Origin of the sequence: Streptomyces sp. NPDC048277, assembly GCF_040652235.1 — a bacterium.
Lineage (GTDB): Bacteria > Actinomycetota > Actinomycetes > Streptomycetales > Streptomycetaceae > Streptomyces.
In genome coordinates, this window is the sequence record NZ_JBEZLQ010000034.1 from 1 (window position 1) to 25,942 (window position 25,942).

General features: G+C 70.5%; 24 protein-coding genes and 2 pseudogenes. 11 read left to right on the top strand and 15 right to left on the bottom strand.

Annotated elements, in window-relative coordinates; translation table 11 throughout:
• Positions 1–1,485 (bottom strand): annotated as a pseudogene (locus tag AB0D85_RS45305) (hypothetical protein); the annotation flags it as partial.
• A gap of 194 nt (positions 1,486–1,679) precedes the next feature.
• Positions 1,680–1,946 (bottom strand): integrase core domain-containing protein, encoded by a 267-nt coding sequence (locus tag AB0D85_RS45310; protein ID WP_362334952.1) that lies wholly within the window; start codon positions 1,944–1,946, stop codon positions 1,680–1,682.
• A 56-nt stretch (positions 1,947–2,002) separates the two neighbouring features.
• Between AB0D85_RS45310 and AB0D85_RS45315 the strand changes: the two genes are divergently transcribed.
• A complete protein-coding gene (locus tag AB0D85_RS45315) occupies positions 2,003–2,395 on the top strand; it encodes a transposase (protein WP_362335286.1) in 393 nt (130 codons plus the stop codon).
• Here AB0D85_RS45315 and AB0D85_RS45320 read toward each other — a convergent pair.
• Positions 2,378–3,187, bottom strand: coding sequence for a helix-turn-helix transcriptional regulator (locus tag AB0D85_RS45320; RefSeq protein WP_362334956.1), 810 nt, complete (start codon positions 3,185–3,187; stop codon positions 2,378–2,380). The two genes, AB0D85_RS45315 and AB0D85_RS45320, sit on opposite strands and share 18 nt — an antisense overlap.
• A 232-nt stretch (positions 3,188–3,419) precedes the next feature.
• Between AB0D85_RS45320 and AB0D85_RS45325 the strand changes: the two are divergent.
• Both AB0D85_RS45325 and AB0D85_RS45330 read left to right on the top strand, forming a co-directional pair.
• A pseudogene (locus tag AB0D85_RS45325) lies at positions 3,420–3,530 on the top strand (oxidoreductase); the annotation flags it as partial.
• Positions 3,531–3,904: 374 nt separating this feature from the next.
• On the top strand, positions 3,905–4,747 hold the full coding sequence (locus tag AB0D85_RS45330; RefSeq protein ID WP_362334959.1) for a hypothetical protein: 843 nt from the start codon (positions 3,905–3,907) through the stop codon (positions 4,745–4,747).
• 291 nt (positions 4,748–5,038) lie between these two features.
• Here the strand turns inward: AB0D85_RS45330 and AB0D85_RS45335 are convergent, their stop codons facing one another.
• Positions 5,039–5,392: a helix-turn-helix domain-containing protein gene (locus AB0D85_RS45335; RefSeq protein WP_362334962.1), complete on the bottom strand. Its 354-nt coding sequence runs from the start codon at positions 5,390–5,392 to the stop codon at positions 5,039–5,041.
• Between the two features lie 131 nt (positions 5,393–5,523).
• Here AB0D85_RS45335 and AB0D85_RS45340 point away from each other — a divergent pair, with 131 nt between their 5' ends.
• From AB0D85_RS45340 to AB0D85_RS45350, 3 genes are all read left to right on the top strand, one after another.
• The gene (locus AB0D85_RS45340) at positions 5,524–6,174 is read left to right on the top strand and encodes an NAD(P)H-dependent oxidoreductase (protein WP_362334965.1); all 651 of its coding nucleotides are present in this window, start codon (positions 5,524–5,526) and stop codon (positions 6,172–6,174) included.
• A 108-nt stretch (positions 6,175–6,282) separates the two neighbouring features.
• Entirely contained in the window at positions 6,283–6,546 is a 264-nt protein-coding gene (locus AB0D85_RS45345; RefSeq protein ID WP_362334968.1) for a chaplin, read from the top strand.
• Positions 6,547–6,739: 193 nt separating this feature from the next.
• Positions 6,740–8,128, top strand: a complete 1,389-nt coding sequence (locus AB0D85_RS45350; protein WP_362334971.1) for a cytosine permease — start codon at positions 6,740–6,742, stop codon at positions 8,126–8,128.
• A gap of 108 nt (positions 8,129–8,236) precedes the next feature.
• Here AB0D85_RS45350 and AB0D85_RS45355 read toward each other — a convergent pair whose 3' ends face one another.
• Entirely contained in the window at positions 8,237–9,214 is a 978-nt protein-coding gene (locus tag AB0D85_RS45355) for a CorA family divalent cation transporter (protein WP_362334974.1), read from the bottom strand.
• Between the two features lie 204 nt (positions 9,215–9,418).
• On the opposite strand from AB0D85_RS45355, the gene AB0D85_RS45360 reads away from it, so the two are divergent.
• Positions 9,419–10,327 (top strand): transglutaminase domain-containing protein, encoded by a 909-nt coding sequence (locus tag AB0D85_RS45360; RefSeq protein WP_362334977.1) that lies wholly within the window; start codon positions 9,419–9,421, stop codon positions 10,325–10,327.
• A 22-nt stretch (positions 10,328–10,349) separates the two neighbouring features.
• On the opposite strand, the gene AB0D85_RS45365 is transcribed toward AB0D85_RS45360, so the two are convergent.
• Positions 10,350–11,738, bottom strand: coding sequence for a PucR family transcriptional regulator (locus tag AB0D85_RS45365; RefSeq protein ID WP_362334980.1), 1,389 nt, complete (start codon positions 11,736–11,738; stop codon positions 10,350–10,352).
• A gap of 112 nt (positions 11,739–11,850) precedes the next feature.
• Between AB0D85_RS45365 and AB0D85_RS45370 the strand changes: the two genes are divergently transcribed.
• The 4 genes from AB0D85_RS45370 (at position 11,851) to AB0D85_RS45385 (ending at position 17,026) form a co-directional block, all read left to right on the top strand.
• Entirely contained in the window at positions 11,851–12,300 is a 450-nt protein-coding gene (locus AB0D85_RS45370) for a nucleoside deaminase (RefSeq protein WP_362334983.1), read from the top strand.
• The gene (locus AB0D85_RS45375; protein ID WP_362334986.1) at positions 12,293–13,273 is read left to right on the top strand and encodes a 2-oxoglutarate and iron-dependent oxygenase domain-containing protein; all 981 of its coding nucleotides are present in this window, start codon (positions 12,293–12,295) and stop codon (positions 13,271–13,273) included. The genes AB0D85_RS45370 and AB0D85_RS45375 overlap by 8 nt, the downstream gene beginning before the upstream one ends.
• Positions 13,274–13,367: 94 nt before the next feature.
• Positions 13,368–15,479, top strand: coding sequence for a hypothetical protein (locus AB0D85_RS45380; protein ID WP_362334989.1), 2,112 nt, complete (start codon positions 13,368–13,370; stop codon positions 15,477–15,479).
• Positions 15,479–17,026 carry a hypothetical protein gene (locus tag AB0D85_RS45385; RefSeq protein ID WP_362334992.1) on the top strand — a complete coding sequence of 516 codons (1,548 nt, stop codon included), beginning with the start codon at positions 15,479–15,481 and terminating at the stop codon, positions 17,024–17,026. Before AB0D85_RS45380 ends, AB0D85_RS45385 begins: the two co-directional genes overlap by 1 nt.
• A 93-nt stretch (positions 17,027–17,119) precedes the next feature.
• Here AB0D85_RS45385 and AB0D85_RS45390 read toward each other — a convergent pair whose 3' ends face one another.
• The 9 genes from AB0D85_RS45390 to hemL all read right to left on the bottom strand — a co-directional run bounded on the left by AB0D85_RS45390 (position 17,120) and on the right by hemL (position 25,930).
• Entirely contained in the window at positions 17,120–17,518 is a 399-nt protein-coding gene (locus tag AB0D85_RS45390; RefSeq protein ID WP_362334995.1) for a hypothetical protein, read from the bottom strand.
• Positions 17,519–17,575: 57 nt separating this feature from the next.
• A complete protein-coding gene (locus tag AB0D85_RS45395; RefSeq protein WP_362334998.1) occupies positions 17,576–18,208 on the bottom strand; it encodes a response regulator transcription factor in 633 nt (210 codons plus the stop codon).
• Positions 18,209–18,277: 69 nt separating this feature from the next.
• A complete protein-coding gene (ccsB, locus tag AB0D85_RS45400) occupies positions 18,278–19,387 on the bottom strand; it encodes a c-type cytochrome biogenesis protein CcsB (protein WP_362335002.1) in 1,110 nt (369 codons plus the stop codon).
• Entirely contained in the window at positions 19,384–21,096 is a 1,713-nt protein-coding gene (locus AB0D85_RS45405) for a cytochrome c biogenesis protein ResB (protein ID WP_362335005.1), read from the bottom strand. The genes ccsB and AB0D85_RS45405 overlap by 4 nt, the downstream gene beginning before the upstream one ends.
• 3 nt (positions 21,097–21,099) lie before the next feature.
• The gene (locus AB0D85_RS45410; protein WP_362335008.1) at positions 21,100–21,864 is read right to left on the bottom strand and encodes a cytochrome c biogenesis protein CcdA; all 765 of its coding nucleotides are present in this window, start codon (positions 21,862–21,864) and stop codon (positions 21,100–21,102) included.
• Position 21,865: 1 nt separating this feature from the next.
• Positions 21,866–22,456 (bottom strand): TlpA disulfide reductase family protein, encoded by a 591-nt coding sequence (locus AB0D85_RS45415; protein ID WP_362335011.1) that lies wholly within the window; start codon positions 22,454–22,456, stop codon positions 21,866–21,868.
• 66 nt (positions 22,457–22,522) lie between these two features.
• The gene (locus tag AB0D85_RS45420; RefSeq protein ID WP_362335014.1) at positions 22,523–23,779 is read right to left on the bottom strand and encodes a hypothetical protein; all 1,257 of its coding nucleotides are present in this window, start codon (positions 23,777–23,779) and stop codon (positions 22,523–22,525) included.
• 133 nt (positions 23,780–23,912) lie between these two features.
• Positions 23,913–24,605 (bottom strand): histidine phosphatase family protein, encoded by a 693-nt coding sequence (locus AB0D85_RS45425; protein ID WP_362335018.1) that lies wholly within the window; start codon positions 24,603–24,605, stop codon positions 23,913–23,915.
• Entirely contained in the window at positions 24,602–25,930 is a 1,329-nt protein-coding gene (gene hemL / locus AB0D85_RS45430; protein ID WP_362335020.1) for a glutamate-1-semialdehyde 2,1-aminomutase, read from the bottom strand. Before hemL ends, AB0D85_RS45425 begins: the two co-directional genes overlap by 4 nt.
• Positions 25,931–25,942 lie beyond the last annotated feature (12 nt).

Genomic DNA, 25,942 nt, shown 5'->3' on the forward strand with positions numbered 1-25,942 from the left:
AAAGGAAGGATAGAGAGGGGTGTCGGTCCACAGCTCCTGGCCGTACCCGAGGTCAGGGGAGAGGCCGCTGGTCAGTGACAGGGATCCGAAACTGGCCGTGGTGGCGGCCATATCCCCGCCAAACCCGTGCGCCGGAGCGGCAGCGTTCAGGCCAAACTCCTGCGCCGGAGCGGCAGCGTTCAGGCCGGGCGCCTGGCCGGGGCGCGCGCTCAACACCGCTCTCCACGCCGTCTCCCACCCCTCGGGATCGCCCTCGAGGTCCTGACCGTCCGTGGTGGCGGCCAGTCCCGCGCCAAACTCCTGCGCCGGAGCGGCAGCGTTCAGGTCGGGCGCCTGGCCGGGGCGCGCGCTCAACACCGCTCTCCACGCCGTCTCCCACCCCTCGGCATCGCCGTCGAGGTCCTGCAACCCGGTCACCGGATCCGCACCCGGCTGCCCGTAGCCGACATCACCCCCGTACCCAAGACCGCCATGAGCATCGCCGCCGTCCGACCATCCCTGCCCCTCGAACGGGCCCCGCCCCGCTGCCCCCGCACCAGGAGCAGCCGCCAGAGGAGCCACCCCCGTCCCCCAGCCCGACGAATAGGTTCCGGCACCGCCCGAGTAGGTTCCGGCACCGCCCGAGAAAAGCTGACCGGCCGCCAGTGGCGGCATATTGCCCGCGGCCGCCAGGATGCTCATGTCGGCGTCATCGTCATCGTCATCGTCGGCCAGCGCCGAGGGGACGAACGGGACGGAGGCCCAGGCGGATACGGGTACGGGGGCGGGATTCTCGGAGGGAGCGTGAGCGGACGGTACAGCGTCCACTCCGAATTCCTCGACGCGTACCGCGTCCAGGAAGGAATCCCGCAACTGTACGGCTACCGCGTATTCCCCCTCACTCACCTGCCCCTCGCGCATCTTCCCCTTATTCATCTTCCCCTTGGTGAGCGACGTCCGAACGTAGTCACTGCTGAGGTCGAGTTTGGGATCAGCGATGAATGCGGGAACCCTCGACTCCGCCGACGGTCCGGCGGACGGCTGCTCCTTATGCAGCCTTTCCATCCAGGGATCAGCGATGAATGTGGGAACCCTCGACTCCGCCGACGGTCCGGCGGACGGCTGCACCCTATCCAGCCTTACCACCTGCGGTCTCTTGCCCTTCAGTCCGGCCGAGTTCGGATGCACCGCAACCTTCAAACCCATCGGCGGCATCGCCGGCCAGCCCCTATTCAACTGCCGGTAGCCGGCATACACCTCCCGCGCTTTAGACTCCGCCGCCTCCTTCCGCCGGTGATACTGGTCCCTCTGACTCTCCGTCTCCTTCGCGCGGTATTTCGGGTCCTCCCTCTGCGCCTTCTTATATGTGTAATCCTTCCCATTCTGCTCCGCGCGGTATTTCGGGTCCTTCCTCCGCACCCGCATCCTCATCCGGCCATAGTCCCGGTGCCGCTGCTTTGCCTCTTCCTGCCTCTGCTGCCTTTCCTCTTCGCTTGTTATCGGCATTAGGTTTGCATCCAATCGATCTGGAGACGAGCCGTGACGCCACTGTCAACGGCGTGCGCCGTCATCTGGTTCACCGCGGCCGGCGTCGCCAGGTTGAACGGGAGCGCCTTCCGGTGATGAGCTCATCAGCCGGGCCGGGTGGTGGGTGGGGCTGGGCATGGCAGGGCCTTGTGCTGTGGGTGTATGACTGAGGATCAGTGAATACGCCTGGGCCGTGGTCTTCTGCTTGAGGCGTTCGCAGGGGGGTCTGGCCGTCGAGGCCTCCGATGGGGGCGATGGTGGGTGTAGTGGCCCTCCCACTCGCGCAACTTGTCGTTGAAGGCTGCGGCGTCGTCGATGCTGAAGCCGTCGAGGAGCCGGTAGAACTCCTCGGCGTCGATACGGTGGGAGCGTTCGGCCTTGCCGTTCAGGCGTGAGGTGCGGGGCTTGATACAGGTGCGGGCGATGCCCTTGTCGAGCACGTGCGTCCCTCCCCTCGTGGCGTGGAGGCCGTGACTGGCAGGGGAAGTCGAGAGTCATGGCGGAGAAGCGACGGAAGTTCGATCCGGAGTTCCGCACGGAGGCCGTACGGATCGTCACGAAGACCGACAAGACGATCCCCGAGGTCGCCGAGGACCTCTCGAAGTCGGCCGACCCACCGCCACCGGCGCCGAGCCAGCCCACCGCCACCGGCGCCGCCGAAAGCCCCTGCCACCACCTCATCGGCGATCGTCCCGGCATCACCGCCGCCCACCAAGGCCTCGAAGGAACCGAGGCCGTCCTTCTCCCCCCTCCCCCGCGAGCCCTCACCGCCGACAACGGCCCCGACGCAATGGTGGTATTTCCGGCGTGGAGGCGCTCCTCAGGTGACGGCGGTCTTCGTTCGCCGCGGCGGTTAACGTTTTCCGGTGGTTCAGCCTGCCGGGGCTGATGCCTTGCCGCTGTCGAAGTAGACGACCAGTGTGTGCTCCGGCTGTTCGGCCAGGTGGAAAGCCGTGTACGCGTATTCGATCACCCCTTGTCGCGGGTGCCGTAGCCGTTTCCGACCGCTCTGCCGGGCCTGTACCTCGTACCGGGGCCACCAGTCGCGTGCCTGCGGGCTGCCCTCGTTCAGCTCCTCGATCAGTCGGCTGTATCGCGGGTCGCCGGGATGGCGTGCGGCCAGCGCCCGTAGTCGGCCGAGCAGGCCGCGTGCCTCGGGTTCCCAGTCGACCAGAACGTCCCGGGCCGCCGGTTCGAGAAACACCCAGCGGACGAATTTGGGCGGCCGCTCCTCCTCGGTGATGAGCCGCGGGAACAACTCGTCAGCCGCCTGGTTGTGACTGAGCACGTCGTAGTTGCCGCCGATGACGTACGCCGGATTCGGCTGGAGCAGCAGCGGGACGGCACCCGCCTCGGCCGTCAGCGGCTCGCTTTCCCCGGCTTCGGGCGCGGGCGCGTGACCGGCGAGACAGAGAAGGTGGTCGCGCTCGTGCCGGTCGAGCCGCAGAGCCACGGCGAGTGCGTTCAGCACCTGTTCGGAGGCGCGGATCTCCCGCCCCTGCTCCAGGTACGTGTACCAGGTGGCGCTGATCCCGGCCAGCAGTGCCAGTTCCTCCCGGCGGAGTCCCGGAGTCCGGCGGCGGCCGGTCCGGGGCAGGCCCACCTCGTCAGGGGTCAGGAACTCCCTCCGGCTGCGCAGGAACTCACCGAGCTGACGGCGTTGGGCCGGTTGCGTGGGCATGACGAAGGGCACCTTCAGTTCCAGAATAAGTACGGTCTGGATACCAGGCCAGGACTCTCCGGGGACTGGTCCCCGAGCACGGGCCGCGGCACTTGCGACGGCCTCACACGGAGAGGACCACTTCATGTCCGGAATCGCAGGCAAAGTGGTGGCGATCACGGGAGCGAGCAGCGGCATCGGCGAGGCGTCCACCAACAGCCAGGTCAGAGCGGAGATCACGCAGATGCGGGACCGTATCGCGATACCGCCCGACGCGGTCGCCCGAACCATCGCGTTCGCGATCGAACAGCCCGCCGCGGTCGACGTGAACGAGATCGTCGTCCGGCCCACCGCCCAGAGCTGACCTCTCCGCCCTTCCGGTGCCGGCACCCGCACCCGCGGGACCGTTCCACGCGCTGCCGGACCCGCCGCGGGGGTGTCGCGAGGTCCTGCCCTCATCAGGTCTGGACAACGCGATACCACGCCGCCACCGGCCAGGGCGAGAACGAGCACGGCCGCGGCGAGAGGGCTCTTGATCTTCATGACGTGGACCTTTCTGCCGGGCCGTCCTTCGGCGCCGGCAGCCGTCATTCAATGGGGTCCGCTGTTGCGGAGTCATAAAGATCGCCACGAGACGGGCGGAGGCGGGAGTCGGCTGCGTGATCGCAGCCGACTCGGGACTTTTGAACCGTACGGACAGGCGACGCGTTGCCGTGGACATAGAGGACGGTGCCTGTCATGACTTCGCCGGTGGCACATGATGTACATCGATCACATGAGCAACTGGGCAGGGTCTTCGGGCAGTTGCAGAAGGTGCTGAAGCAGCGCGAGGATTCGTTGCGGCGACGGAGGGAATGGACGAAGCTCTCACCGGAAGCATCGCCGGAGGAACAGCTCGTCCGGTTGCAGGTGCTGGGGGACGAGCGCGGGCGGCAGCTGGGCATGCAGAAGCTGGCAGACAGGATCTCGGGGCTTGCTGACCAGTTGGTGGGGCGGCTGACACCCACAGAGGCCCAGCGCGAGATGCATCAGATGCTCAAGAGCCGGTCACAAGAGATGACGGGGCTCGAGCAGTCGCAGCGACAGCTGGAAGACCTGATGGAACCGACCCCTTCAACAGCGCTTCAGGTGAAGATGCTGCGGGTGGCGGGGAAGGTCCACCAGCTCACGATCGAGATGGGGCGGCCGAGTTCTGTTTCCCCGCGGGTACCCGCGCCTTCGGCCCAGGCGGCCACGGCGACCGTTGCCGAACGGGAAACCGCACAGACGGCCGCGGCGCGTTATGAGCAAGCGCGCATCGCGGCCAGGCAGGACAAAACGGCCCAGAAGGAAGCCGTCGCCATGGCCGGAGAGCTCGGCTACGATCCCGCACGGCTGGCCGACGCGATCCAGGGGTACAGCAAACCCGGCTCCGCGGCCGTTGCGGCAGCGGCTTCCCTTCATCCGCTGGGGCCGGAAGGCAGGAAGTCTCCTTCGGCAGCGGCAGCGGCAGCGGCAGCGGCAGTGCCACAGGCATCCGCATCCGCCAACGCGGCCAAATCGCCCCCCTCCGCAACAAGTAGCAGCCGCCGTTCGCGCTGAGTGCCGCCCGCACCCGAAGCGGTACGCAGTCGCAGAGCGCCACAGATCACCGGTCCGGGAAGACAGGGCAGGGGCCACGCGCGGGCTGCCGGAACACCTCGACGGCAGCCTTCAGCAGGGTCGCTTCGTCGCGGAGCCGACCGTGTGCGAGGCCAGGACCGGTCGGCGCCACCGCGTCGCCGCGACCCGCATCCGCCGCAGCGGGGCATCACCGACTCCGGACAGGGCAGTTCCTGATCACGCAGATCATCCGGCCGCCGCACAGTCCCCGAGCCCCGAGGCCACCGCCCGCTAGCAGGACGGGCCGTCGGGCAGGTGCACCGTCGCCCACTGGCGGAGTTCCTTGAGCGAGGGGCCCAGTGCGGCGCCCGCCGCGGTGAGGCGGTACGAGACCCGCAGCGGTGGGCCCTCGTCGACCTCGCGCAGGACGAGTCCCGCGGCGGCGAGTTCGACGAGGCGGTCGGAGAGCATGCGTTCGCTGAGACCGGGGATGGCGCGGCGCAGGTTGGCGAAGTGTGCCGGCTGGTCCATCAGGACCGACAGGATCGGGCCGTTCCAGCGCTTTCCGAGCACCTGGAAGACGCGCGTGATGCCGGTGTCCACGCCTTTGCACTGTTCCGGGTCAGGGGCCTGCTCCAACGCCATGCGTTCAGGGTACAGGCCACTACAGGACAGGGATGAAAAAAAGTAAGTACCTGTGTTATCTATAGCCGAGTACGAATTCTCAGCCCCTCGCGTCCCGCGCCGGGCTCGTCATCCGTTGTCTGGAGTCCCCCATGGCCACCCTCCTCCACATCGACTCGTCGCTCCTCCCGGGCGCGGCGTCCTCCTCCCGTGCCGTCACGGACGCCTTCCGCAAGGCCTGGCAGGAGCAGCACCCCGACGGCACGGTGATCTACCGCGACCTGGCGGCGGAGCCCGTGCCGCACATCACCGCGGCCGCCCACAGCGCCGGTTTCGCCGACCCCGCCACGCACACCCCCGAGCAGGCGGCCGCGTTCGCGGACCGGGTGAAGCTGGTCGAGGAGCTGGAGCAGGCGGACGCGGTGCTGATCGGCGCCCCGATGTACAACTTCACGATCCCCTCGACGCTGAAGGCGTGGCTGGACAACGTGATCCTGATAGGCCGTACGGCGGGCGAGTCCCAGTCCGCCAAGGGCACCCCGGTCACCGTGGTGGCCAGCCGCGGCGGCTCGTACGCGCCGGGCACCCCGCGTGAGCCGTTCGAGTACGTCCAGAACTACCTGAACGCGGCCCTCGCCGAGGGGCTCGGCCTGGAGATCGACTTCATCGTGCCGGAGCTCACCATGGCCCCGCAGGTCCCGGCGATGGCCGAGCTCGTACCCCTCTACGAGGCATCCCGCGAGCGCGCCCTCCAGGAGGCGGCGACCAAGGGCAAGAACCTGGCGGAACGCCTCGCCGCGTAGCCCCGGTCCGGCCGTCGGATTGAGCCGATCGGCCGAGCAGGACGTGCGGGTCCGGTGTCGGGCGGGATGTTCTGGGTCACACATCCCCCCGACACCAAGGAGGCTTTCATGCGCATCCGCGTCCTCGCCGCCACCGGCGCCCTCGCCACGACCCTCGTCCTCGCCGGCTCCACCGCCGCCTTCGCCGGCGGCGACCACGACGACGACGGCCACGGCGCCATCGCCCACGGCGCCGCGATCGGCAGCCCGGGCGTACTGTCGGGCAACGTCATCCAGATCCCGATCGACATCCCGATCAACGTGTGCGGCAACACGGTCAACCTCGTCGGCCTGCTCAACCCGACCGCCGGCAACCACTGCGTCAACAAGTAGTCGAGCAGTGGTCGAGCAGTAGTCGACACATGACGGACCCGTCGGTTCCCGACCGGTCCGTGCGAGGGAGCTTCCGGAGGACACCGGTCCTCCGGAGCTCCCCGACTGCGTGCAGGTTGTACGCCGGTGAGCCGTCCGAAGCGGACAGTGCGCCCCTGGGCCGGACCGGGAGCGAACCCGACACTTACCACGTATGACGACTGCTCCCGCCGGTTCCACCACCAGCATCGCCCCCGAGTACGGCGACCGGGTCATCGCCGTGGAGGCGGCGGGCTCGGAACCGATCCCCGACGCCGAACGCCACGGCGGCCCGCTCCAGTTGCTGTGGACCTGGGCATCTCCCAACATCGAGTTCGCGACCGTCTACATCGGCGTGATCGCGGTCCTCTTCTTCGGCCTGGACTTCTGGACGGCGACCGCCGCGATCCTGCTGGGCACCGCGATCGGCGCGGTCACCCAGGGCGTACTGTCCCTGGACGGGCCGCGGTTCGGCGTCCCGCAGATGGTGATCGGCCGCTTCTCCTTCGGCTACCTCGGCAACATCCTGCCCTCCGCCGCCAACGGCCTGCTCGCGGGCGTCGGCTGGTTCGCGGTGAACAGCGTGAGCGCGGCCTTCGCCCTGAACACCCTCACCGGCCTGCGGCCCCTCCCCTCCCTCCTCCTGGTCGTGGTCGCCGAGATCCTGATCGGGTTCATCGGCCACAACTTCGTGCACACCTTCGAGAAGTACGCGTTCCCGGCGCTCGCGGTGATCTTCCTGCTGGCCGGGGTGTGGACGTTCAAGGACGCGGACCTCGGCGGGGGCGGCTCCGGCGGCGGCATCGGCGGCTTCCTGCTCGCGTTCAGCGCGGCCTGGGGGTACGCGGCCGGCTGGAACCCGTACGCCACGGACTACTCGCGCTATCTGCCGCGTACGGCGGACAAGGTGAAGACGGTCCTGTGGCCGGCCGTCGGCCTGTTCGTCTCCGTCTCGATCGTCGCCGTCATCGGCGCGGCCTCGGCCACGATCATCGCCCCGAAGGACGCCACCCCGACGGCCGCCTTCACCGGTCATCTCCCCGGCTGGCTCGGCGACCTGGTGCTGATCGCCATCATGCTCGGCGGGGTCTCGGCGAACGCCCTCAACGTGTACTCCGGTGCGATCTCGATCGCGTCCTTCGGCCTGAAGCTCCCCACCTGGCTGAGCCGCGGCACCCTGGTCGTGGTGTCGGGCATCGCCGGTACGGCGGCGGCCTGGGCCTCGCTGGACGACGCGGGCGCGGCGTACGAGGGGTTCCTGCTGGTCATCGCGTACTGGGTGGCGCCCTGGCTGGGCGTGGTCCTGGTGGAGCGGTGGCTGCAGGGCCGTACGGCGACGGACGAGGACCTGGCCGCGCGGCTGGCCGACCGCACCTTCACCAACTGGCCGGGGCTGGCGGCCCTGCTGATCGGCGTGGCGGTCTCCGTCCCGCTCTTCTCCAACCAGGAGGACTACGTGGGATACGTCCCGAAGCACTGGCCGTCCTTCGGCGACATCACCCCGGTGGTCGGCTTCGCGCTGAGCGCGCTGCTGTACGCGGCCCTGCGCAAGCGGGCACGCTGACAGCGCCCTCGCTGGAAGCGCCCCCGAAGGGGCGCGGGGAACTGCGCGACCAGCCCCCACCGGCCCGCACCAGACCGACGCCCCACCCCGGCCCTCCCAGCGGAGCGCCTACTCGTCGTCCCGCAGCCGCCGCCAGATCCGGCTACGGTGCAGCAGGAACATCGAGCCGACCACGGCGACCAGCTGGAGCCCCACCGCGAGCAGCCAGAACTCGTCCCTGGTCTCCAGCCTGTTCGTCAGGAAGGTGAAGTTCATGCCGAAGAACCCGGTCAGGAACGACAGCGGCAGGAAGATCACCGACACGATGGCCAGCCGGTTGATCACACCGTTCTGTTCGCCCGCGACCAGGGAGCCGTAACTGGCGAAGGCCCGGCGGGTGGCGTCCTGGAGGGACTCGATGTCCGCGAGGACCAGGCGCGCCGCCCGCTGGAACTCCTGGGCGACCCGCTGCCGCTCCAGCGGGAAGTCGCGGCTCATCATCCTGCGGGTGATCACCTCGTCGACGCCCTGGAGGTAGGGCAGCAGCGCGTGGTGCAGGACGGCGGAACGGCGGCGCAGCTGGGACAGCCGGTAGACCTGCTCGGGGCGCCGCCCCTGGAACATGGCGTCCTCCAGCTCCTCCACCTGGAGCAGCGACTCCACCGCGGCGCGGCGGAACGTCGCGAGTGCCTCCTGGAGCAGCAGGAACAGCGCGGCCACGGCGTCGTGCGGCCGCTCCCGCCGCACCTGCGCCGTGAGGTCCGCCGTCAGGCCGATCCGGTGGCCCCAGTGCGCGATCACCAGGAAGCGCTCCGAGGCCAGGGCGTGCACCTGGGCGACCTGGCCGCCATGGACCACCGGCACGACGAACCCGGCGAACTCACCCAGGAACTCGGCCCGCGGGGACGCGCCCTGTCTGCCGAACCACTCCAGGTCCTCGTCGTCGAGTCCGAGCCGGCGGACCACCGGCTCATCCTCCGGGCCCTCCGTCTCGGGCAGTTCGACGCCGAGGAGCAGGAACCGGTCCGTGGCGAGCCGCCGACGCGCCTCCGGCACGGAGACACGCGTCGTGCCCCCGTCCGGCACCGACACCATCGTTACGATCATCGCCCTCACCGCTGATCCCGTGACCCACGCTCCCAGCGTGTGCGCGCGCCACGGTCCGCGCACCCGGATGCCTTCATGTGCCACTCGACACGGCCCCGAACGGGTGAGGACCGCCCCGCTGGACAATTCGCGGCGAATTTTGACACGGTGTGGCCCGGCGACCGCATTCGAACATGTGGCCGATGACGCATGGGGAGGCCACCCGTGTCCCTCGATCCACTCGACTTCTACGCCGCACACAGCGCCTTCTCCACCCCGGGCGAACTCGCCCACCTCTACGCCGACCTGCCACGAGACCCCGCCCGGCTCGCCCGCATCTCGAGGGACCTGCTGGTGCACCGGGTCGAGGGCCCGCTCTTCGGCCACACCCACCCCACCGACCGCCTCCACAACGACGCCGAGACCCGCTACATCGACGACGTCCTGCGGATCCTCGTGGAGCGCGACGGCGCCCCGCTGGGGAGGCGGCGCGAGGTGGGCGACCGGTTCGTCGGGACCTGCCGGGACTTCTCGCTGCTGCACTGCTCGTTCCTGCGGCACGCGGGCGTCCCCGCCCGTATCCGCTCCGGCTTCGCCGACTACTTCACGGGCGACGGCTTCCACTTCGACCACGTCGTCACCGAGTACTGGGACGGGACACGGGGCTGGCTCCTCGCCGACGCCCAGCTCACGGACCCCGGCATCACCGCCGGCTGGAACGCGGACTTCGACCCCATGGACGTGCCCCGCGACCGCTTCCTGGTGGCGGGCAGGGCGTGGCAGGCGATCCGCGAGGGCGCCGCGGACCAGAAGACCTTCGGGCTGCACCCGCCGCAGGACGGCCCGTTCTGGGGCGAGCGGTTCGTGGCGGGCAACATCCGCCTCGACCTCGCCATGCTGAACAGGACCGAGACTCTGCTGTGGGACGTCTGGGGAGACGACGGGGGAGAGTTCGGGGAGCCGCTGCCGGAGGAGGTCCGTCGGTTCTACGACCGGGTCGCCCCCGTGGTCGCCGGTGAGGTGTCCTTCGCGGCGGTACGCGAGCTGTTCACCGAGGACGACACCCTGCGCACCCCGCCGACGGTGACGTGCTACGCCCCCTTCAACGGGCCGAGTCAGGTCACCCTGCGCTAGGTGGCCGGGTCGCCGACACGGCTCAGGCGACCGTCCGCAACCCCGGCACCCGGGCCGCCCCCAAACCCCGCACGACCCGGTGCGCGCAGGCCGCCTGCAGCAACTCCCCCAGCAGGTCGGGGTCGTCGATCTCCAGGCCGAGCAACGACTCGATGCGCTGCAGGCGTTGGTAGAGGGACTGGCGGCCGATGTGGAGGAGGGCCGCGGTGCGGGTCGGGGAGCAGCCGTGGCGGAGGTGGACCTCCAGGGTCCGTACGAGGTCGCTGGGGTGGGCCGCCTCCCAGGCGAGCAGCGGGCCGAGGGTGTGCCGGACGAGGGCGGCGAGGCGTTCCCGGTTGGCGGCGATGCCGCCCCGGGTCAGCTCCCGCTCCAGGGCGAGGGAGCGGGCGGAGGTCACCGACGGGCCCTCGGGGGCGGCGGGCTCGGCGGGTGGCACGGTGAGCGCGAGTTCGAGGGTGGTCCGGGCCGCGCGCAGGGTCTCGCTCCAGTGCAGCCAGCCGCCGGCCGCCTCGACGGCGTGTCCGACGGCGACGGTGAGCCCGGGACCGGCGACCGCGCGGAAGGCTTCCTGGACGGCACGGACGGGATCACCGAAGCCGACACCACCGTCGACACCGGCACCGGCACCCCTGCCACCCCGCCCGACGCCCCCCTGTCCGACGCCGGCACGCCCGACACCGGCATGCCCCCCGTCGGCGGCGACACCCCGCCATCGCCCCCGGCCCCCGTCGCCCGGCAGCGCGAGCAGTGCCAGGACGTCGCCGGGGAAGGCCGCGCGCATCACGCCCGCCCCGCCCAGCAGTCGTACCGCCTGGTCCACGGCCCCGGTCTCCCGGGTGCCGTGGACCGACACCCCGATCAGCCGCGCCCCCGGCCCCGGATGGAACCCGGCGAGCGCCGAACGGGCCTCCACCTCCGGCTGGTTCAGCGCGGCGCGGTCGGCCAGGTCGGCCAGCAGGGCCGCCGTGTGGTCGTCGCCCCAGGGCCGTGCCACCGACCGCCCGGACAGTCCGCGCGCGACGATCGCGCGGTTGGCGGCCTCGGCGATCCGGACGAAGGGCACCACCCGGTGCAGGGCCAGCAGCGGCAGGCCTAGCCGGCGGGCCTCGTCGGCCACCTCCGGGGGCATGGTCGGCAGTGAGCGGCCGATCTCCACCGCGAGCCCGGCCGCACCGCGCGCGGCCAGTTCGCGGACGTACCGGCGGCGGATCTCGTCGTCGGCGTCGGTCAGCCCGAAGCCGTTGGTGAGCAGCAGTTCGCCGCCGTCGAGGAAGTTGGCGCCCTCGTAGACCTCGCTGGAGTGCACCCAGCGCACGGGGCGGTCCAGGGCGCCCTCCCCGGCGAGCAGCTCGGGGCGGGCCGCCCGCACCGGATCGAGGGCCAGGACTTCACGGAGGGTGAGTGCGGGCACGGGGACCTCCAGGGCGCTGGACGCGGCGCTGACATTTCGTCCGGCCGCGGGTTGCCCGGAGGGTACTTTCCGCACGTTGCCCTCGTGTTTCGGCCACAGGAGAGTGGAAGACATGGATCAGCTGCAAGACCGGACCTGGCTCGCCACCGCCGTCGCCGAGGCCCGCGCCGGGCTCGCCGAGGGGGGTATCCCGATCGGCGCCGCGCTCTACGGCGCCGACGGCGCACTGCTCGGCCGCGGGCACAACCGGCGGGTGCAGGACGGCGACCCGTCCATGCACGCGGAGACCGCCGCCTTCCGCGCGGCCGGACGGCAGCGGACGTACCGGGGCACCACCATGGTGACCACCCTGTCGCCCTGCTGGTACTGCTCCGGACTGGTCCGCCAGTTCGGGATCTCCCGGGTCGTGATCGGCGAGGCGGTCACCTTTCACGGCGGACACGACTGGCTCGCCGAGCACGGTGTGGAGATCGTCCTGCTGGACGACCCGGAGTGCACCGGCCTGATGCGCGACTTCATCAACAGCAACCCGGCCCTGTGGAACGAGGACATCGGTGAGTGACAGCGACAGCCCCAGCCCCCGTATCCCGACGATCGACCTGCGCCCCTGGCTCGACGGTGACGAGGACGGCCGGCGGGAGATCGCCCGTACCGTCGACGCGGCCCTGCGGACCGCCGGCTTCCTGCTCGTCACCGGGCACGGGGTCGACCCGGAGCTGCGCGGCGCCGTACGGCAGGCCGCCCGCGCCTTCTTCGCGCTGCCGGCCGAGGTGAAGGCGGCGTACGAGGCGAAGGTCGGCGGACGGGGGTGGCTGGGCCCGAAGGCGGAGGCCAACGGCTACTCGGAGGGCACCGAGACCCCGCCGGACCTGAAGGAGTCGCTGACCTTCGCGACCCACGAGCCCTTCGACGACCCGGTGGTCAACGCGGAGTGGTACGCCCCCAACGTGTGGCCGGCCGAGATCCCCGAACTGCGCACGCTCTGCGCGGAGTACCTGGACCGGATGGCCGGGCTGGAGAAGGAGCTGCTGTCCCTGCTGGGGTACGCGCTCGGGCTCGAACCCGACTTCTTCTCCCGGCACATGGACCATCCGACGTACGGCTTCAACATCAACTGGTACCCGGGGACGGACGTCATCGGCGAGGCCGAGCCCGGCCAGTTCCGGATCGGGCCGCACACCGACTTCGGGACGGTGACCATCCTGGACCGGCAGGCCGGCAAGGGCGGGCTGCAGGTGTACACGGACGAGGGCGGCTGGGAGGACGCGCCCTACGACCCGGCCGCCTTCACCATCAACATCGGTGACCTGATGGCCCGTTGGACCGGCGACCGGTGGCGCTCGGGACGCCACCGGGTGCTGCCGCCGCCCACGGACGCGCCCAGCGAGGAGCTGATGTCCCTCGTCTACTTCGGCGAGTGCACCCCGGGCACGCTCGTCGAGTCCGTACCGGAACCGGTCGGCCGGGTGGCGTACCCGCCGGTCGACTCGCACGTGTACCTGCGGGAGAAGCTCGACTCCATCACCGTCGGCTGATCTCATAGAGTCAGGATTCGTAACCCAACAGTCATCACTCGATCTGGCCCGAAGCAACTCCCCCTTCCTACACTGGCGTTGAGGGGGGAATGCCTTGCACAGACGGTTGCACGGGCGTGGGGCGCTGTTCGACGTCGAGCCGGCCGGGCTCGTTCCGAGAATCGTCGGGTTACGGCCGTACCAGCACCGTGCCCATCCCCTCGAACACCCCGGTGAGCTGCCGTTCGTGGTGCTGACCGGGGCGCGGGGGCTCGGCAAGAGCGCGGTGCTCGGCGAGTTGCGGGACGCCTACAAGGGGCACACCCCGGTCGCGCTGGTCGACTGCGCGGAGGCACAGTTCGCGGCGCCGCCCGCCGAGCGGCCCGCCGAGTCCTGGTCACCGGTCGCGCAGACGCTGCTGGTCGTCGCCGAGCAGCTGGCGGAACCCGTGACCGGTGCCGGGCGGATCACGTTCCCGAGGCTGATGTCGGGGCTGGTGGCGGTGGCCGCCGGGGGCTGGGGCGACGCCGACTCGGAGCGGATCCGGCGCGAGGTGGAGCGGATCCTGCTGCTGAACGAGAGCGGCTCGTGGATCAGCGGGTTCGCGGGGCGCTGGGCCGGAAAGGTGGCGGCGAAGGTGGTCGCCGCCGCGACCGGCACCGGCCCCCTGGTCTCCGGGGCCATCGAGGCCACCCTGGAGTCGATCGCCGAGGGCTTCACCAGCCGCCGGCACCAGAAGGCGTCCGTCTGGTACCGGACCTACCCCAACGCGGGCGGCCACGCGCAGCGCGGGCTGATCCTGCTCTCCGGGCACTTCCGCGCGGGCGGCACCTCCCGCGAGCACGCCGAGCGCTATCTCGTACGGGCCCTCCTCGCCGACCTGACGGAGGCGTACGCGGGCGTCCTGCCGCGGATGCAGCGCCTCGGCCGCCCGCTGGTCCTCGTCGACAACGCCCAGGCCGGACCGGGCCCGGGGCTGGTGGAGGCGGTGCTGCGGGACCGTGCCGACGGGGTCGCCGACCAGGTCGCGTTCGTCGCCGGGCTGCGCGGCGACGGCCGGGAACTGCTGCGCAACGGCGCACGACGGGAGCTGGCCGAGGTCGCCCGGCGCAGCGAGTGGACACCGGACCCGGCCGTACCGTCCTCACGGGCGCTGCTGGTCGCGCTGCCGCCGCTCTCCCCCGACGACACCCTGCACCTCGTCGCCGCCCCCGCCGCGCCCCAACTCCCCCATGCAGTGCACCGGTTGACCGGCGGCAACCCGCTGGGCATCGCCCTGCTCGCGGAGGCGGCCGCGCAGCACCCGGAGCGGGCCGGCTCACTGGGCGAACTGCTCAGGGCCGACGTACGGCTGACCGAGGACGGCCCCGCCGCCCCCGCGTACGTCCAGCTCCTCGACCGGCTGGTCCCGGAGGACCGCCTCGACGAACTGACCGTCCTCGCCGCCGCCCACGACCACGACTCCGCGTGCGCGCTGGCCGCCGCGCTCCTCCCGGACGACTTCGGCCCGGCGGACGTACGGGCGCTGCAGAGCCGGCTCGTGCGGGAGGGACTGCCGGTCGTGCCCGGCCAGTTCGTCGGCGACCCCTTCCTGCGCACCCTCCTGCTGCTCCGGCTCCATCTCCGGGACGCCGACCACAGCCGCTGGCGCACCGCCCACCGGACGCTGATCGCGCACTACGCGGAGCACCTGGGCACCGACCGGCTCGCCCGCTTCCGGCTGCACCACCAACTGGCCCTGGGAAGGACCGAGTCGGCGGTCGCGCACCTCCGCGACGGCTTCGCGCTCCTGGACACCCGCACCTGGCTGCACACCCTGCGCTTCATCGCCTCGGCCCCCTACTTCCACGCCCATGACGCCCAGGGCCGTGACTCCGCCGGCCACGGCGACCGGCGGGTCGCGGTGGCGCTGGGCCGCACGGACGCGAGCCGGCAGGTGCCGGAGGACGTGGATCCCGTACTGCACCTGCGGGTACGGCGGTTGCTGCACGCGGTGTGGCAACTGGCCGACCCGCTGGTGCTGCCCGACCCGAGGGTCGGCGAACGGCTCCGCTTCGAGCTGGAGCAGCTGTCCAACCTGCGGCCGGCCGGCAACGCGCTGCTGTGGCGGGCCTCCCGGGACTGGCCGGCGGCCGCGCTGGCGGGACGGCCGCTGACGGAGCCGGAGCACGACGAGGGTGACGAGGGCGACGACGAGGGCGGCGACAACCGGAGCGGGGTGGCGTGATGGCGCGGCGGGGCGTGGGCACGTGGTTGCGTGAACGCGTCTGGGAGATCCCGCTGCGCCGCTATCTCGCCCTGCTGGTGGCCGCGGTGCTGGTCGCCGGCCTGGTCGTCGGGGTGCGCGTCCTCGCCCACGACGACCGCTCCTGCGCGCCCGGGGTGGCCCGCCCCGCGAACAGCGACGAGTGCGTGGGCGTGGCGACGACGGCGTACGACTTCGGGCACCCGGAGCTCCGGGACACGGTGCGGGCGATCGCCCGCGAGAACGCCCGCCTCAAGGCCGGGAGTTATGTGACGGTGGCGGTGATGCTGCCGTACACCGTGACGGCGGCGGCGAACCTCGCCGACGTCCAGCACGAGCTCCAGGGCGCCTATCTGGCCCAGTACCAGGCCAACCACGACTCCAACGGGCAGTCCCCGGCGATCCGGCTGGTGCTCGCCAACCCCGGGGCGACGAGCGGGTACTGGCAGCAGATGGTCGCCCAGCTCGCGAAGATGACCGGCGGCACGGACCGGCTGCGCGCGGTGGCCGGGGTCGGGCAGAGCACCGACAACAACAAGAAGGCCGTCAAGGAGCTGACCCGGCTGGGGATTCCGGTGGTGGGGTCGTCGATCACGGCGGACGACCTGGCCAACGGGCAGAACGGAAAGGACCCGTACCCGGGACTGGCCAGGGTGTCCCCCACCAACACCGACGAGGCCCGCGCCCTCGCCTCCTTCGCCAAGGTCAGCGCGGGCCGGGCGCTGCTGGTGTACGACAAGCCGGGCGACCCGTACACGCGGACGCTGCAGCGGGCCTTCGCGGCGCTGATCAAGAACTCTCCGTACGAGCCCCAGCCGTTCACCCCGCCGGCCGACCGCAGCCAGGAGGGGACGACCGCGAACACGTTCCGGCAGATCACCAACCTGATCTGCGACACCTCGCGGACGACCGACACGATTCTCTTCGCCGGCCGGCACACGCAGCTCCGCCAGTTCATCAACGCGCTCGGCGGACGGGGGTGCCAGGACCGGACGTTCACGGTGCTGACGGGGGACGAGGGGGCGTACCTGACGGGCGAGAAGGACCTGGACCGCGACGCGTTGCGGCACAATCTGGCGGTCCGGTACACCGCGCTCGCCCATCCGGACGCGTGGGGGAAGAACAGCCCGAAGACGGGGGGTTCGGCGGCCGACGCGCAGACGCTGATGCGGCTGCTGGAGAGTGCGGCGAAATCCCCGGTGGGGCCGATCGGGACCTACGCGCTCGAGGACGGGCAGCTGATCATCGCCTACGACGCGATGCGGCTCGCGGTGCACGGGATCCGCGAGGCGGTGCCGGAGGGGAAGTCCGTGCCGGCGCTGGCCGACGTGGGGTTGCAGTGGCCCCAGGTGAAGGGGTCGCTGCGGGTGGACGGGGCGAGTGGGTGGATCTGCCTCGATGTGCACGGGAATCCGTACGACAAGGCGGTGCCGATCGTGGAGTTGCGGGCGGAGGGCGGGTCGCGGTTCGTGACGATCGCGTGGCCGGAGGGGAAGCCGCCGAGTGGGGAGTGTCTGCCGCCGTCTTAATGTGCGGGCCGGTGGGGGCTGGTCGCGCCCACGCGGCGGAGCCGCATATCGATACAGCCCCGCGCCCCTGAGGGGCGCCTCCAGTCGGAGCCCTCAAGAGGCCAAGGCATCGATCAGATGTTCGAAACGCGTCCGCCAGGCTCCCTCCGTCTCCGCCTCCCCCTTGAACTCGTGTGTGAAGCGGAGGGCCGCGCCGTGTTCGCCGTCGCGTTCCAGGTGGAAGCGGACCCTGCCGCCGTTCTCCACCGTGTACTCCGCGACCCGGTCCACGTCCCACGCCGTCACCCGGCCCGTGCCCAGGTCGCCCAGGGTGACCGTGCCGCCCAGTCTGGGCTGGAGGACGTCGACCGGGGTGAACCAGGCGGCCAGGCCCTCGGGGGTGGACAGGCTCGGCCAGACCTCGGCCATGGGCCTGGGGAGCCGTACCAGGAAGTGCAGGATGTGCGTGTTCCCGTGGGTCTGACTGGTGCCCTGTTCGATGGAACCGGTCATGACACCAGCCTGACCCCGGGGCGTGCGATCCGCACCCCGCGCACGCTCACCCGGTGCTCACCCGGTGAGACCCAGCTCGATCGCCAGTCGGGTGAGGTCGGACCGGCGGCGGGAGCCCGTCTTCTCGCCGATGCGGTCGAGGTGGGACTGGACGGTGTGTTTGCTGATCGAGAGGCGCCCGGCGATCTCGTGGTCCGTCGCTCCGTCGGCGACCAGTGCGAGGATCTCCTGTTCCCGCTCCGTGAAGTGCGGGGACTGTCCGAGGAGCTGGCTGGCGGGGGCGGAGACATAGCCGCGGCCCGCGCCCACCGCCCTGATCGCCGTGAGGAGTTCCTCCCCCTCGGTCTGCCGGCTCAGGTAGCCGCTGGCGCCCGCCCGGATCACCTGGACCGCGTCGATCTGCGGTGAGGAGGAGACGACGATGACGGCATGGCCCCGGTCCCGCAGCAGGGTCACGGTCGCGGCGAGGCTGTGGGCGGACTGCTGGAGGTCCATCACGACCACGTCCACCCCGCGCAGTCCGCCGTCCAGGTCCTCGACGGACGGCGCGGTGGCGACCAGGCGGAGGTCGGGCACGGTGCGGACCAGCTGGGAGACGCCCTCCCGGAAGACGGGGCAGTCGCCGACGACCGCGATGGCCGTGGCCGCCGACTCGCCGCCCTCGCTCATGGCATCTCCGATCTCACGCACGGGCCCGCCGCCCTGCCCTCAGCCTGGGCGGGACGGCGGGCTCCGGCGCGTCGGACTAGCCCGCCTGGCTCACACGCCCGCGTAGGAGTGCTTGCCGGTGACGAAGATGTTGACACCGTAGTAGTTGAACAGCCAGCAGCCGAAGGCGATCATCGCCAGGTAGGCGGCCTTGCGGCCCTTCCAGCCGGCGGTGGCGCGGGCGTGCAGGTAGCAGGCGTAGGCGACCCAGGTGATGAAGGACCAGGTCTCCTTGGGGTCCCAGTTCCAGTAGCGGCCCCAGGCGCTGCCCGCCCAGATCGCGCCCGCGATGATCGTGAAGGTCCACAGCGGGAAGACCGCCGCGTTCACCCGGTAGGCGAACTTGTCGAGGGAGGACGAGGCGGGCAGGCGCTCCAGGACCGAGGTGGCGAAGTTGCCCGGCTTGCCGCCGTTCTCCAGCTTGCTCTCGTAGGAGTCCTTGAAGAGGTAGAGGATCGTGGCCACCGCGCCCACGTAGAAGACCGCGCCGCAGAAGATCGCCGTCGAGACGTGGATGTAGAGCCAGTACGAGTGCAGGGCCGGGACCAGCGGCTCGCTCGCCGTGTAGAGGACGGTGACCGCGAGGCCGAGGTCCAGCAGGACCGTGGTGATGAGGAAGAGGCCGAGCCAGCGGACGTTCTTCTTCAGGGCCAGCAGGCCCAGGTAGACCGCGACCGCGACCGTGGAGAACGTGATGTTGAACTCGTACATGTTGCCCCACGGCGCCCGCTGCACGGAGGCCGCGCGGGTGATCACGCCCGCCAGCTCCACCAGGAAGGCGAGGACCGTGAGGGAGATCGCGATCCGGCCGTAGAGGTCGCCCTGCTCGTCGCCGCCGTGGGCGCCGGGGCCGTCCGGCACGTCACGGGCGCCGGCCGCGGAGCGGACGACGACCTGCGGACGCTCCAGTACGGCGGTGCCGCCGGCCTTCTTGACGGTGACGGCGGGCGCCTTCTTCGTCTCCGCCGTGGCGGTGAGCGCGTTGGCGGTGCGCGCGACCCGGCTGCGGCTGCCGAGCAGCCACTCGAAGATGTAGGCGAAGAAGGCCAGCGTGTAGACGGCCATCGAGGAGTAGACGAGCGTGTTGCTCATGCTCGCGAGATGCTCGTTGGTCGCGGCGAGCGTGGTTGCGTCGAGCGCGGTTGCGGCGGCGGAAGTCATCGCTTCTCAGCCCCTTCGGCAGGTACGACTTCGGGGTCGGGGGAGGGTGAAGAGTCGTCGTCGGGGTCGGGAGCCCCCGGCGCCTGGTCGTAGAGGATTCCCGCGAGGTCGCCCAGTTCCTCGGGCACCTTCGCGGACTCGCTGCGGCCGAGGCCGGCCATCTCGACGACGGTGACGCCGTCGGGGCCCTGCACCGCGCGCACCCAGACGCGGCGGCGCTGGATGAACAGCGAGGCGGCGAGGCCGAAGATCGCGGCGAGCGCGCCGGCCAGTGCCCAGCCGCTGCCGGGCTCCTGGACGATCTCGAAGCCGGCCCATTCCTTGACGTCCTTCTCGAACGTCACGGAACCGGCGCCGTTCGGCAGCTGCATGGTCTGGCCGGGCTTCAGGTTGTCCCGGAACTGCGCTCCCTTGGAGTCCTTGAACTCCTTCATATGGGTCTTGTCCAGCTGGTACACGCTCTGCGGGATGCCGGAGTCGACGCCGAGGTCGCCGTGGTACGGCGTCAGGTTCAGCACCGGGTTCTGCAGCGCCGGGAAGCTGGAGAGCACCGAGGTGCCGCCGCCGTAGGTCGGCAGGAAGACGAGGGAGATACCGAGCTGCTCGGTGGTGCCCTGGGCGTTCTTGTAGCCGTCCAGCACCTTCACCACACCCTGGGAGGTGATGTTGGCGTCGAGCGGGAGCAGCGCGACGGCGTCGCGGTAGACGATGTCGCCCTTGCCGTCGCGGACCGTGATGACGGGCGCGTAGCCGTGGCTGACGAGGTAGACCTTGGCGTCGTCGATCTGCAGCGGCTCGTTGACCTTGATGGTGGTCCGCTTCGACTTGCCGTAGGCACCCTTGCTGTAGTCGATGTCCGCTTTGAAGGTGACCGGGGTGCCCTTGCTGGGGCCGCTGGTCTGGTAGGTGGCGCTGAAGTTCTTCAGGTCGAAGCTGAACGGCACCAGGTCGTCGGTGCTGAACATGGAGCCGGACTTGAAGTCGTCGTACTGGCTGAGGGTGTTGGCGAACCCGTCGCCCTCGACGACCAGCTTGGTGCCGTCCGACTTGTACATCTGGCCGGAGGCGAAGGCGACCAGCAGCACGATCAGCGCGACGTGGAAGACCAGGTTGCCGAACTCGCGGACGTAGCCCTTCTCGGCGGCGACCGCGTTCCCGGCGAGGTGCGAGCGGAAGTGCCGCTTCTTCAGCAGCCTGAGGGCGGCCTCGCGGACCTCCTCCGGCTCGGCCGTCGTCCGCCAGGTCGTGTACGCCGGCAGCCGGTCCAGGCGCTTCGGGGCGCCCGGCGGGCGGCCGCGCAGCTGGCCGACGAACTGCCAGGCGCGGGGCACGATGCAGCCGATGAGGGAGACGAAGAGCAGGATGTAGATCGCGGAGAACCACACCGAGCTGTAGACGTGGAACAGGCCGAGCTTGTCGTAGATCGGCGCGAGCGTGGTGTGGGCCTTGCGGAAGTCGGCGACCTTGTTGATGTCGGCGCCGGTCTGCGGGATCAGCGAGCCGGGGATCGCGCCCAGCGACAGCAGCAGGAGCAGCAGCAGCGCGACCCGCATCGAGGTGAGCTGCCGCCAGAACCAGCGGGCCCAGCCGACGACCCCGAGGCCGGGGACGGCCGGCGGGTCCTCGACGGGGGCGGTGGAGAGCTGGGAGCTCGCCTCGCCGAGTTCCCTCTGGTCCTGCTCGGTGTTGTCGGTTTCGGTGTTGCTCATGGATCAGATCCCCACAGTGAAGCCGGCGGACCAGGACTGCATGTCCTGTACGAGGCGGTCCCAGGCACCCGTCAGCAGCAGCAGACCGGTCACGATCATCATCGAGCCGCCGATCCGCATCACCCAGACGTAGTGCCGCTTGACCCAGCCGAACGCGCCGAGCGCCTTGCGGAAGGCGACCGCCGCGACCACGAAGGGCACGCCGAGCCCCAGGCAGTAGGCGACGGTCAGTATGGCACCGCGGCCCGCGCTCGACTGCTGGGAGGAGAGCGCGAGCACGGAGGCGAGGGTCGGTCCGATGCAGGGCGTCCAGCCGATGCCGAACAGCGCGCCGAGGAGGGGGGCGCCGATCAGTCCGGCCACCGGCCGCCGGTGGAAACGGAACTCACGCTGGGTGAACCAGGGCATCAGGCCCATGAAGAACACGCCCATGGCGATCATGAGCACGCCGAGCACCTTGCCGAGGGTGCCGGAGTTCTCCTGGAGCGTCGAGCCGAAGTAGCCGAAGAGAGCGCCGCTCGACACGAACACGGCCGTGAAGCCGAGTACGAAGAGGGAGGCGCCGGCGACCATCCGGCCACGCCGGGCATCGCCGAGGTCCGTGCCGGCGACCCCCGTGACGTAGGACAGGTATCCGGGGACGAGGGGCAGCACGCACGGCGAGAAGAAGGAGACGAGCCCACCGAGCAGCGCGACGGGCAGGGCGAGCAGCAGTGCGCCGTTGAGGACGGTTCCGTTGGTGCCGGTGACGGCGGCGAGCGCGGTCACGTCACTTCTCCGCGAGGACCGGCTTGATCATCTTCAGCAGGCTCTCCTCGCTGAGCGCCGCCAGCGAGCGCGCCGCGACCTTGCCGTCCCGGTCGAGGACCAGGGTGGAGGGGATCGCCTGCGGGTTGAGCGTGCCCTTCTTGAAGCGGAGCATCAGCTTGCCCGTCGGGTCGTACAGGCTCGGGTAGCCGATGCCGTTCTGCTTCTCGAAGGCGACCGCGGAACCGGTGCTGGTGTCCCGGGTGTTGATGCCGACGAACTGGACGCCCTTGCTCGCGTACTCCTTGGAGACGGAGGCGAAGTTGGGCGCCTCGGCCCGGCAGGGGCTGCACCAGGAGCCCCAGACGTTGATGACGACGACCTTGCCCTTGTAGCTCGCGACGTCCAGGGTCTGGCCGTCGATGGTCTTGCCGGACAGGTCGGGGGCCGCCGCCCGGTGGCCCCGCGCAACCGTGTCGATGCCGTCCTTGCCGGTGACGAAGTTGGTGTCACCGCCGCCGCCGGAGGTGCCGCCGTTGCCGCACGCGGACAGGGTCAGGGCCGCCGCGGCGGCCGTGGCGCCGAGCAGGACGGCGCGGCTACGGGTACTCATGTGAAAAGTTTCGCATGCCCGATCTGAGGATCTTGCGCGCCCCCCTTGGTCCGGAAAAGGCCGCTTTCAGGCCGGGGCACCCTGCTTGAGGAAGCCCTTCCAGCCGCCCGCCGGCCGCTGGCCGACGTCCAGCGTGCGCAGCTTCGCCAGTACCGCCGGCTTCTGTACGTCCATCCAGTCCACGAACTGCCGGAAGGAGACCAGCCGGACGTCGGCGCCCTTCTCCTTCTCCCGTGCGATGTGCTTGAAGGCCGCCTCGACGGAGTCCATGTAGAGGCCGCCGTTCCAGTGCTCGAAGTGGTTGCCTATGAAGAACGGTGCCCTGTTTGTCGTATATGCACGCTCGAAGCCCGCTATGTACGCCTGTGTCGACTGCTGTCGCCAGCCCGGGTAGTTGTAGGCGGGGGCCTTCGTCGAGTTGACCGACTGGTTGGCGAGCATGTTGTAGTCCATGGACAGGACCTCGAAGCTGCGGCCGGGGAACGGTATCTGCTGCAACGGCAGGTCCCACAGCCCCAGCTTCTTCTCGGGCCACACCTGGCGGCCGCCGGGCGAGGAGGCGTCGTAGCGCCAGCCCAGCTCGCGGGCGGTGGGGAGCAGGCTGTTCTGGCCGAGGAGGCAGGGCGTACGGCCGCCGACCAGTTCCTTGTCGTAGTCGAAGGGGAGGGAGGGCAGGTCGGTCCAGCCGGTGTTGGTCCGCCACTCCTTCACGAACGCCTTGGCCTGGTCGATCTCGCTGCGCCACTGCGCGGGCGTCCAGCGCCCGACGGAGCCGTAGGTCTCGCCGCAGAAGTGCCCGTTGAAGTGGGTGCCTATCTCGTGCCCTTCGAGCCAGGCGCGGCGGACGTTGGTGAGCGTCGCCTTGATGTGCTCGTCGGTGAGGTAGCCGATGGCGGAGGCGCCGCGCGGGTTGTTCGGCGGGTCGTAGAGCCGCTTCTTCGACTCGGGGAGGAGGTACAGCCCCGAGAGGAAGAAGGTCATCGACGCGCCGTGCTCCTTCGCCAGGTCCAGGAAGCGCGGGAAGAGGCCGTTGCCGACCTCGCCCGCGCCGTCCCAGGAGAAGATCACGAACTGCGGCGGGGTCTGGCCGGGCTCCAGCGGCTCGGGGGCGGCGGGCTGGTGGGGCTGTTTGCCGCCGCGGGAGGTGGAGCCGTCGCCGAGGGGGCGGGCGGTGACGGTCGGCCTGCCGCTCGGCGACTTGGTGGAACCTCCGGCACGGGTTGTCCCGTCAGACGGTGTGGGAGTGCCACAGCCGGCGAGGCCCAGTCCGGCGGCGGCGCCCGCACCGATGCCGAGTATTCCCCTTCGGGTGAAGGTCCCCATGGTTCCCCGATTCGTCACGTTCTCTGGTGGTCACCCAGTCAGAGGGCGTGACGAACCGGCAAGTTCCGCAAGGAACCGTATATTTTCAGACTAATTTCATGAAGCGGGGTTTGACGCCGTCACTCGGGGGCGTTCACGCCCCGAAGGCCTTGTCCTTCCCCTTCACCGGCTTGGCACCGGCACGGAGATGGGCCGGTACGAGATCGATGGCGGGCTCGCTGTATCCGACGGAAACGATTTTGTCGCCCTCGTAGGTGAAGCTCGTCAGGGACGCGAGGGTGCACTGCCGCCTGCGCGGGTCGTGCCAGAGCCGGCGGTTCTCGACGTGCGACCGCAGGATCCAGATCGGCAGCTGATGGCTGACCAGCACGGCCTCGTGACCGCGCGCCCGGTCCCGCGCCGTGTCCAGCGCGCCCTTCATCCGGACGACCTGGTCGACGTACGGCTCGCCCCAGGACGGCTTGAACGGGTTGACGAGGTACTTCCAGTTGGCGGGGTTCTTCAGCGCTCCGTCGCCGACGCCGAAGGTCTTGCCCTGGAAGATGTTCTCGGCCTCGATGAGCCGCTCGTCGGTGGCGAGGTCGAGCCCGTGCGCCTTGGCGATCGGGGTCGCGGTCTCCTGCGCGCGTTCCAGCGGGGAGGCGCCGACATGGGTGACGTCCCGCGAGGAGAGGTGCTCGGCGACCCGGTCGGCCATCTGCCGCCCGAGCTCGGAGAGGTGGTAGCCGGGGAGCCTGCCGTACAGCACCCCCTCCGGATTGGCCACTTCCCCGTGCCGCATCACATGGACGACGGTGATGTCCCGCTGCTCGCTCTGCTCGCTCATTCTGCCGTGGCCTCCGCGGCCGCTCGGGCCGCCGCCGGAAGGGCGTCGGCGATCTTCTGGATGGCCCGCTCGTCGTGGGCCGTGGACACGAACCAGGACTCGAAGGACGACGGCGGCAGGTAGACGCCGCTGGAGAGGAGGGAGTGGAAGAAGGGAGTGAAGCGGAAGGATTCCTGCCGCTTGGCGTCCTCGTAGTTCCGCACCGGGCGGTTGGTGAAGAAGACGGAGAACATGTTGGAGGCGGTCTGCACCTGGTGCGCGACGCCCTCCTTGCTCAGCGCCTCGCCGACGAGAGCCTGGATCTGCTCCGACACGGCGTTGACCTTGTCGTACGCCGCGTCGTCGAGCAGCCGCAGCTGGGCGAGCCCGGCGGCGGTGGCGACGGGGTTCCCGGAGAGGGTGCCGGCCTGGTAGACGGGCCCGGCGGGCGCGAGATGCGCCATGACGTCCGCCCTGCCTCCGAAGGCGGCGGCGGGGAACCCGCCCCCCATCACCTTCCCGAAGGTCATCAGGTCGGGCACGACCCCGTCGATCCCGAACCAGCCGGCCCGGCTGGTCCGGAAGCCGGTCATGACCTCGTCGGAGATGTAGAGGGCGCCGTTCTCCCGGCAGGCGTTCTTCAGCCCCTGGTTGAACCCGGGCCCCGGCGGCACGACCCCCATGTTCCCGGGCGAGGCCTCGGTGATCACGCACGCGATCTCACCGGGGTGCCGGTGGAAGGCCTCCTGCACGGCTTCGAGATCGTTGTACGGCAGCACGATCGTGTCGCCGGCCTGGGCGCCGGTGACACCGGGGGTGTCGGGCAGCGCGAAGGTGGCGACCCCGCTCCCCGCCGCGGCGAGCAGCGAGTCGACGTGCCCGTGGTAGCACCCGGCGAACTTGATCACCTTGGTGCGCCGGGTGAACCCGCGGGCGAGCCGGATGGCGGACATGGTGGCCTCGGTGCCGCTGCTGACCAGCCGCACCTGCTCCAGGGGCTCGATCCGGGCGACCATCTCCTCCGCGAGGGCGACCTCGCCCTCACCGGGCGTGCCGAAGGAGGTACCGCGGGAGACGGCGTCCCGGACGGCGGCGATGACCTCGGGGTGGGAGTGCCCGAGGATCATGGGCCCCCAGGAACACACGAGATCGACGTACTCGCGCCCGTCGGCGTCGGTGAGGTAGGCCCCCTTGCCGGACACCATGAAACGGGGGGTGCCGCCGACGGCGCGGAAGGCGCGCACCGGCGAGTTCACGCCGCCCGGCGTGACGACGGAGGCGCGGTCGAAGAGCGCCTGTGAGACGGGCGCGTCGTAGGGATAGGGCGTTTCGCTCTGGGCACTCATGACGTGCGACTT

Coding starts and splice junctions, on each gene's coding strand:
- AB0D85_RS45350 (WP_362334971.1), top strand. CDS start 6,740: ATGACGACTGCTCCCGCCGGTTCCACCACCAGCATCGCCCCCGAGTAC.
- AB0D85_RS45335 (WP_362334962.1), bottom strand. CDS start 5,392: ATGGCGTTGGAGCAGGCCCCTGACCCGGAACAGTGCAAAGGCGTGGAC.
- AB0D85_RS45315 (WP_362335286.1), top strand. CDS start 2,003: ATGGCGGAGAAGCGACGGAAGTTCGATCCGGAGTTCCGCACGGAGGCC.
- AB0D85_RS45330 (WP_362334959.1), top strand. CDS start 3,905: ATGACTTCGCCGGTGGCACATGATGTACATCGATCACATGAGCAACTG.
- AB0D85_RS45425 (WP_362335018.1), bottom strand. CDS start 24,605: ATGAGCGAGCAGAGCGAGCAGCGGGACATCACCGTCGTCCATGTGATG.
- ccsB (WP_362335002.1), bottom strand. CDS start 19,387: ATGACTTCCGCCGCCGCAACCGCGCTCGACGCAACCACGCTCGCCGCG.
- AB0D85_RS45345 (WP_362334968.1), top strand. CDS start 6,283: ATGCGCATCCGCGTCCTCGCCGCCACCGGCGCCCTCGCCACGACCCTC.
- AB0D85_RS45320 (WP_362334956.1), bottom strand. CDS start 3,187: ATGCCCACGCAACCGGCCCAACGCCGTCAGCTCGGTGAGTTCCTGCGC.
- AB0D85_RS45355 (WP_362334974.1), bottom strand. CDS start 9,214: ATGATCGTAACGATGGTGTCGGTGCCGGACGGGGGCACGACGCGTGTC.
- hemL (WP_362335020.1), bottom strand. CDS start 25,930: ATGAGTGCCCAGAGCGAAACGCCCTATCCCTACGACGCGCCCGTCTCA.
- AB0D85_RS45385 (WP_362334992.1), top strand. CDS start 15,479: ATGGCGCGGCGGGGCGTGGGCACGTGGTTGCGTGAACGCGTCTGGGAG.
- AB0D85_RS45390 (WP_362334995.1), bottom strand. CDS start 17,518: ATGACCGGTTCCATCGAACAGGGCACCAGTCAGACCCACGGGAACACG.
- AB0D85_RS45340 (WP_362334965.1), top strand. CDS start 5,524: ATGGCCACCCTCCTCCACATCGACTCGTCGCTCCTCCCGGGCGCGGCG.
- AB0D85_RS45420 (WP_362335014.1), bottom strand. CDS start 23,779: ATGGGGACCTTCACCCGAAGGGGAATACTCGGCATCGGTGCGGGCGCC.
- AB0D85_RS45405 (WP_362335005.1), bottom strand. CDS start 21,096: ATGAGCAACACCGAAACCGACAACACCGAGCAGGACCAGAGGGAACTC.
- AB0D85_RS45370 (WP_362334983.1), top strand. CDS start 11,851: ATGGATCAGCTGCAAGACCGGACCTGGCTCGCCACCGCCGTCGCCGAG.
- AB0D85_RS45415 (WP_362335011.1), bottom strand. CDS start 22,456: ATGAGTACCCGTAGCCGCGCCGTCCTGCTCGGCGCCACGGCCGCCGCG.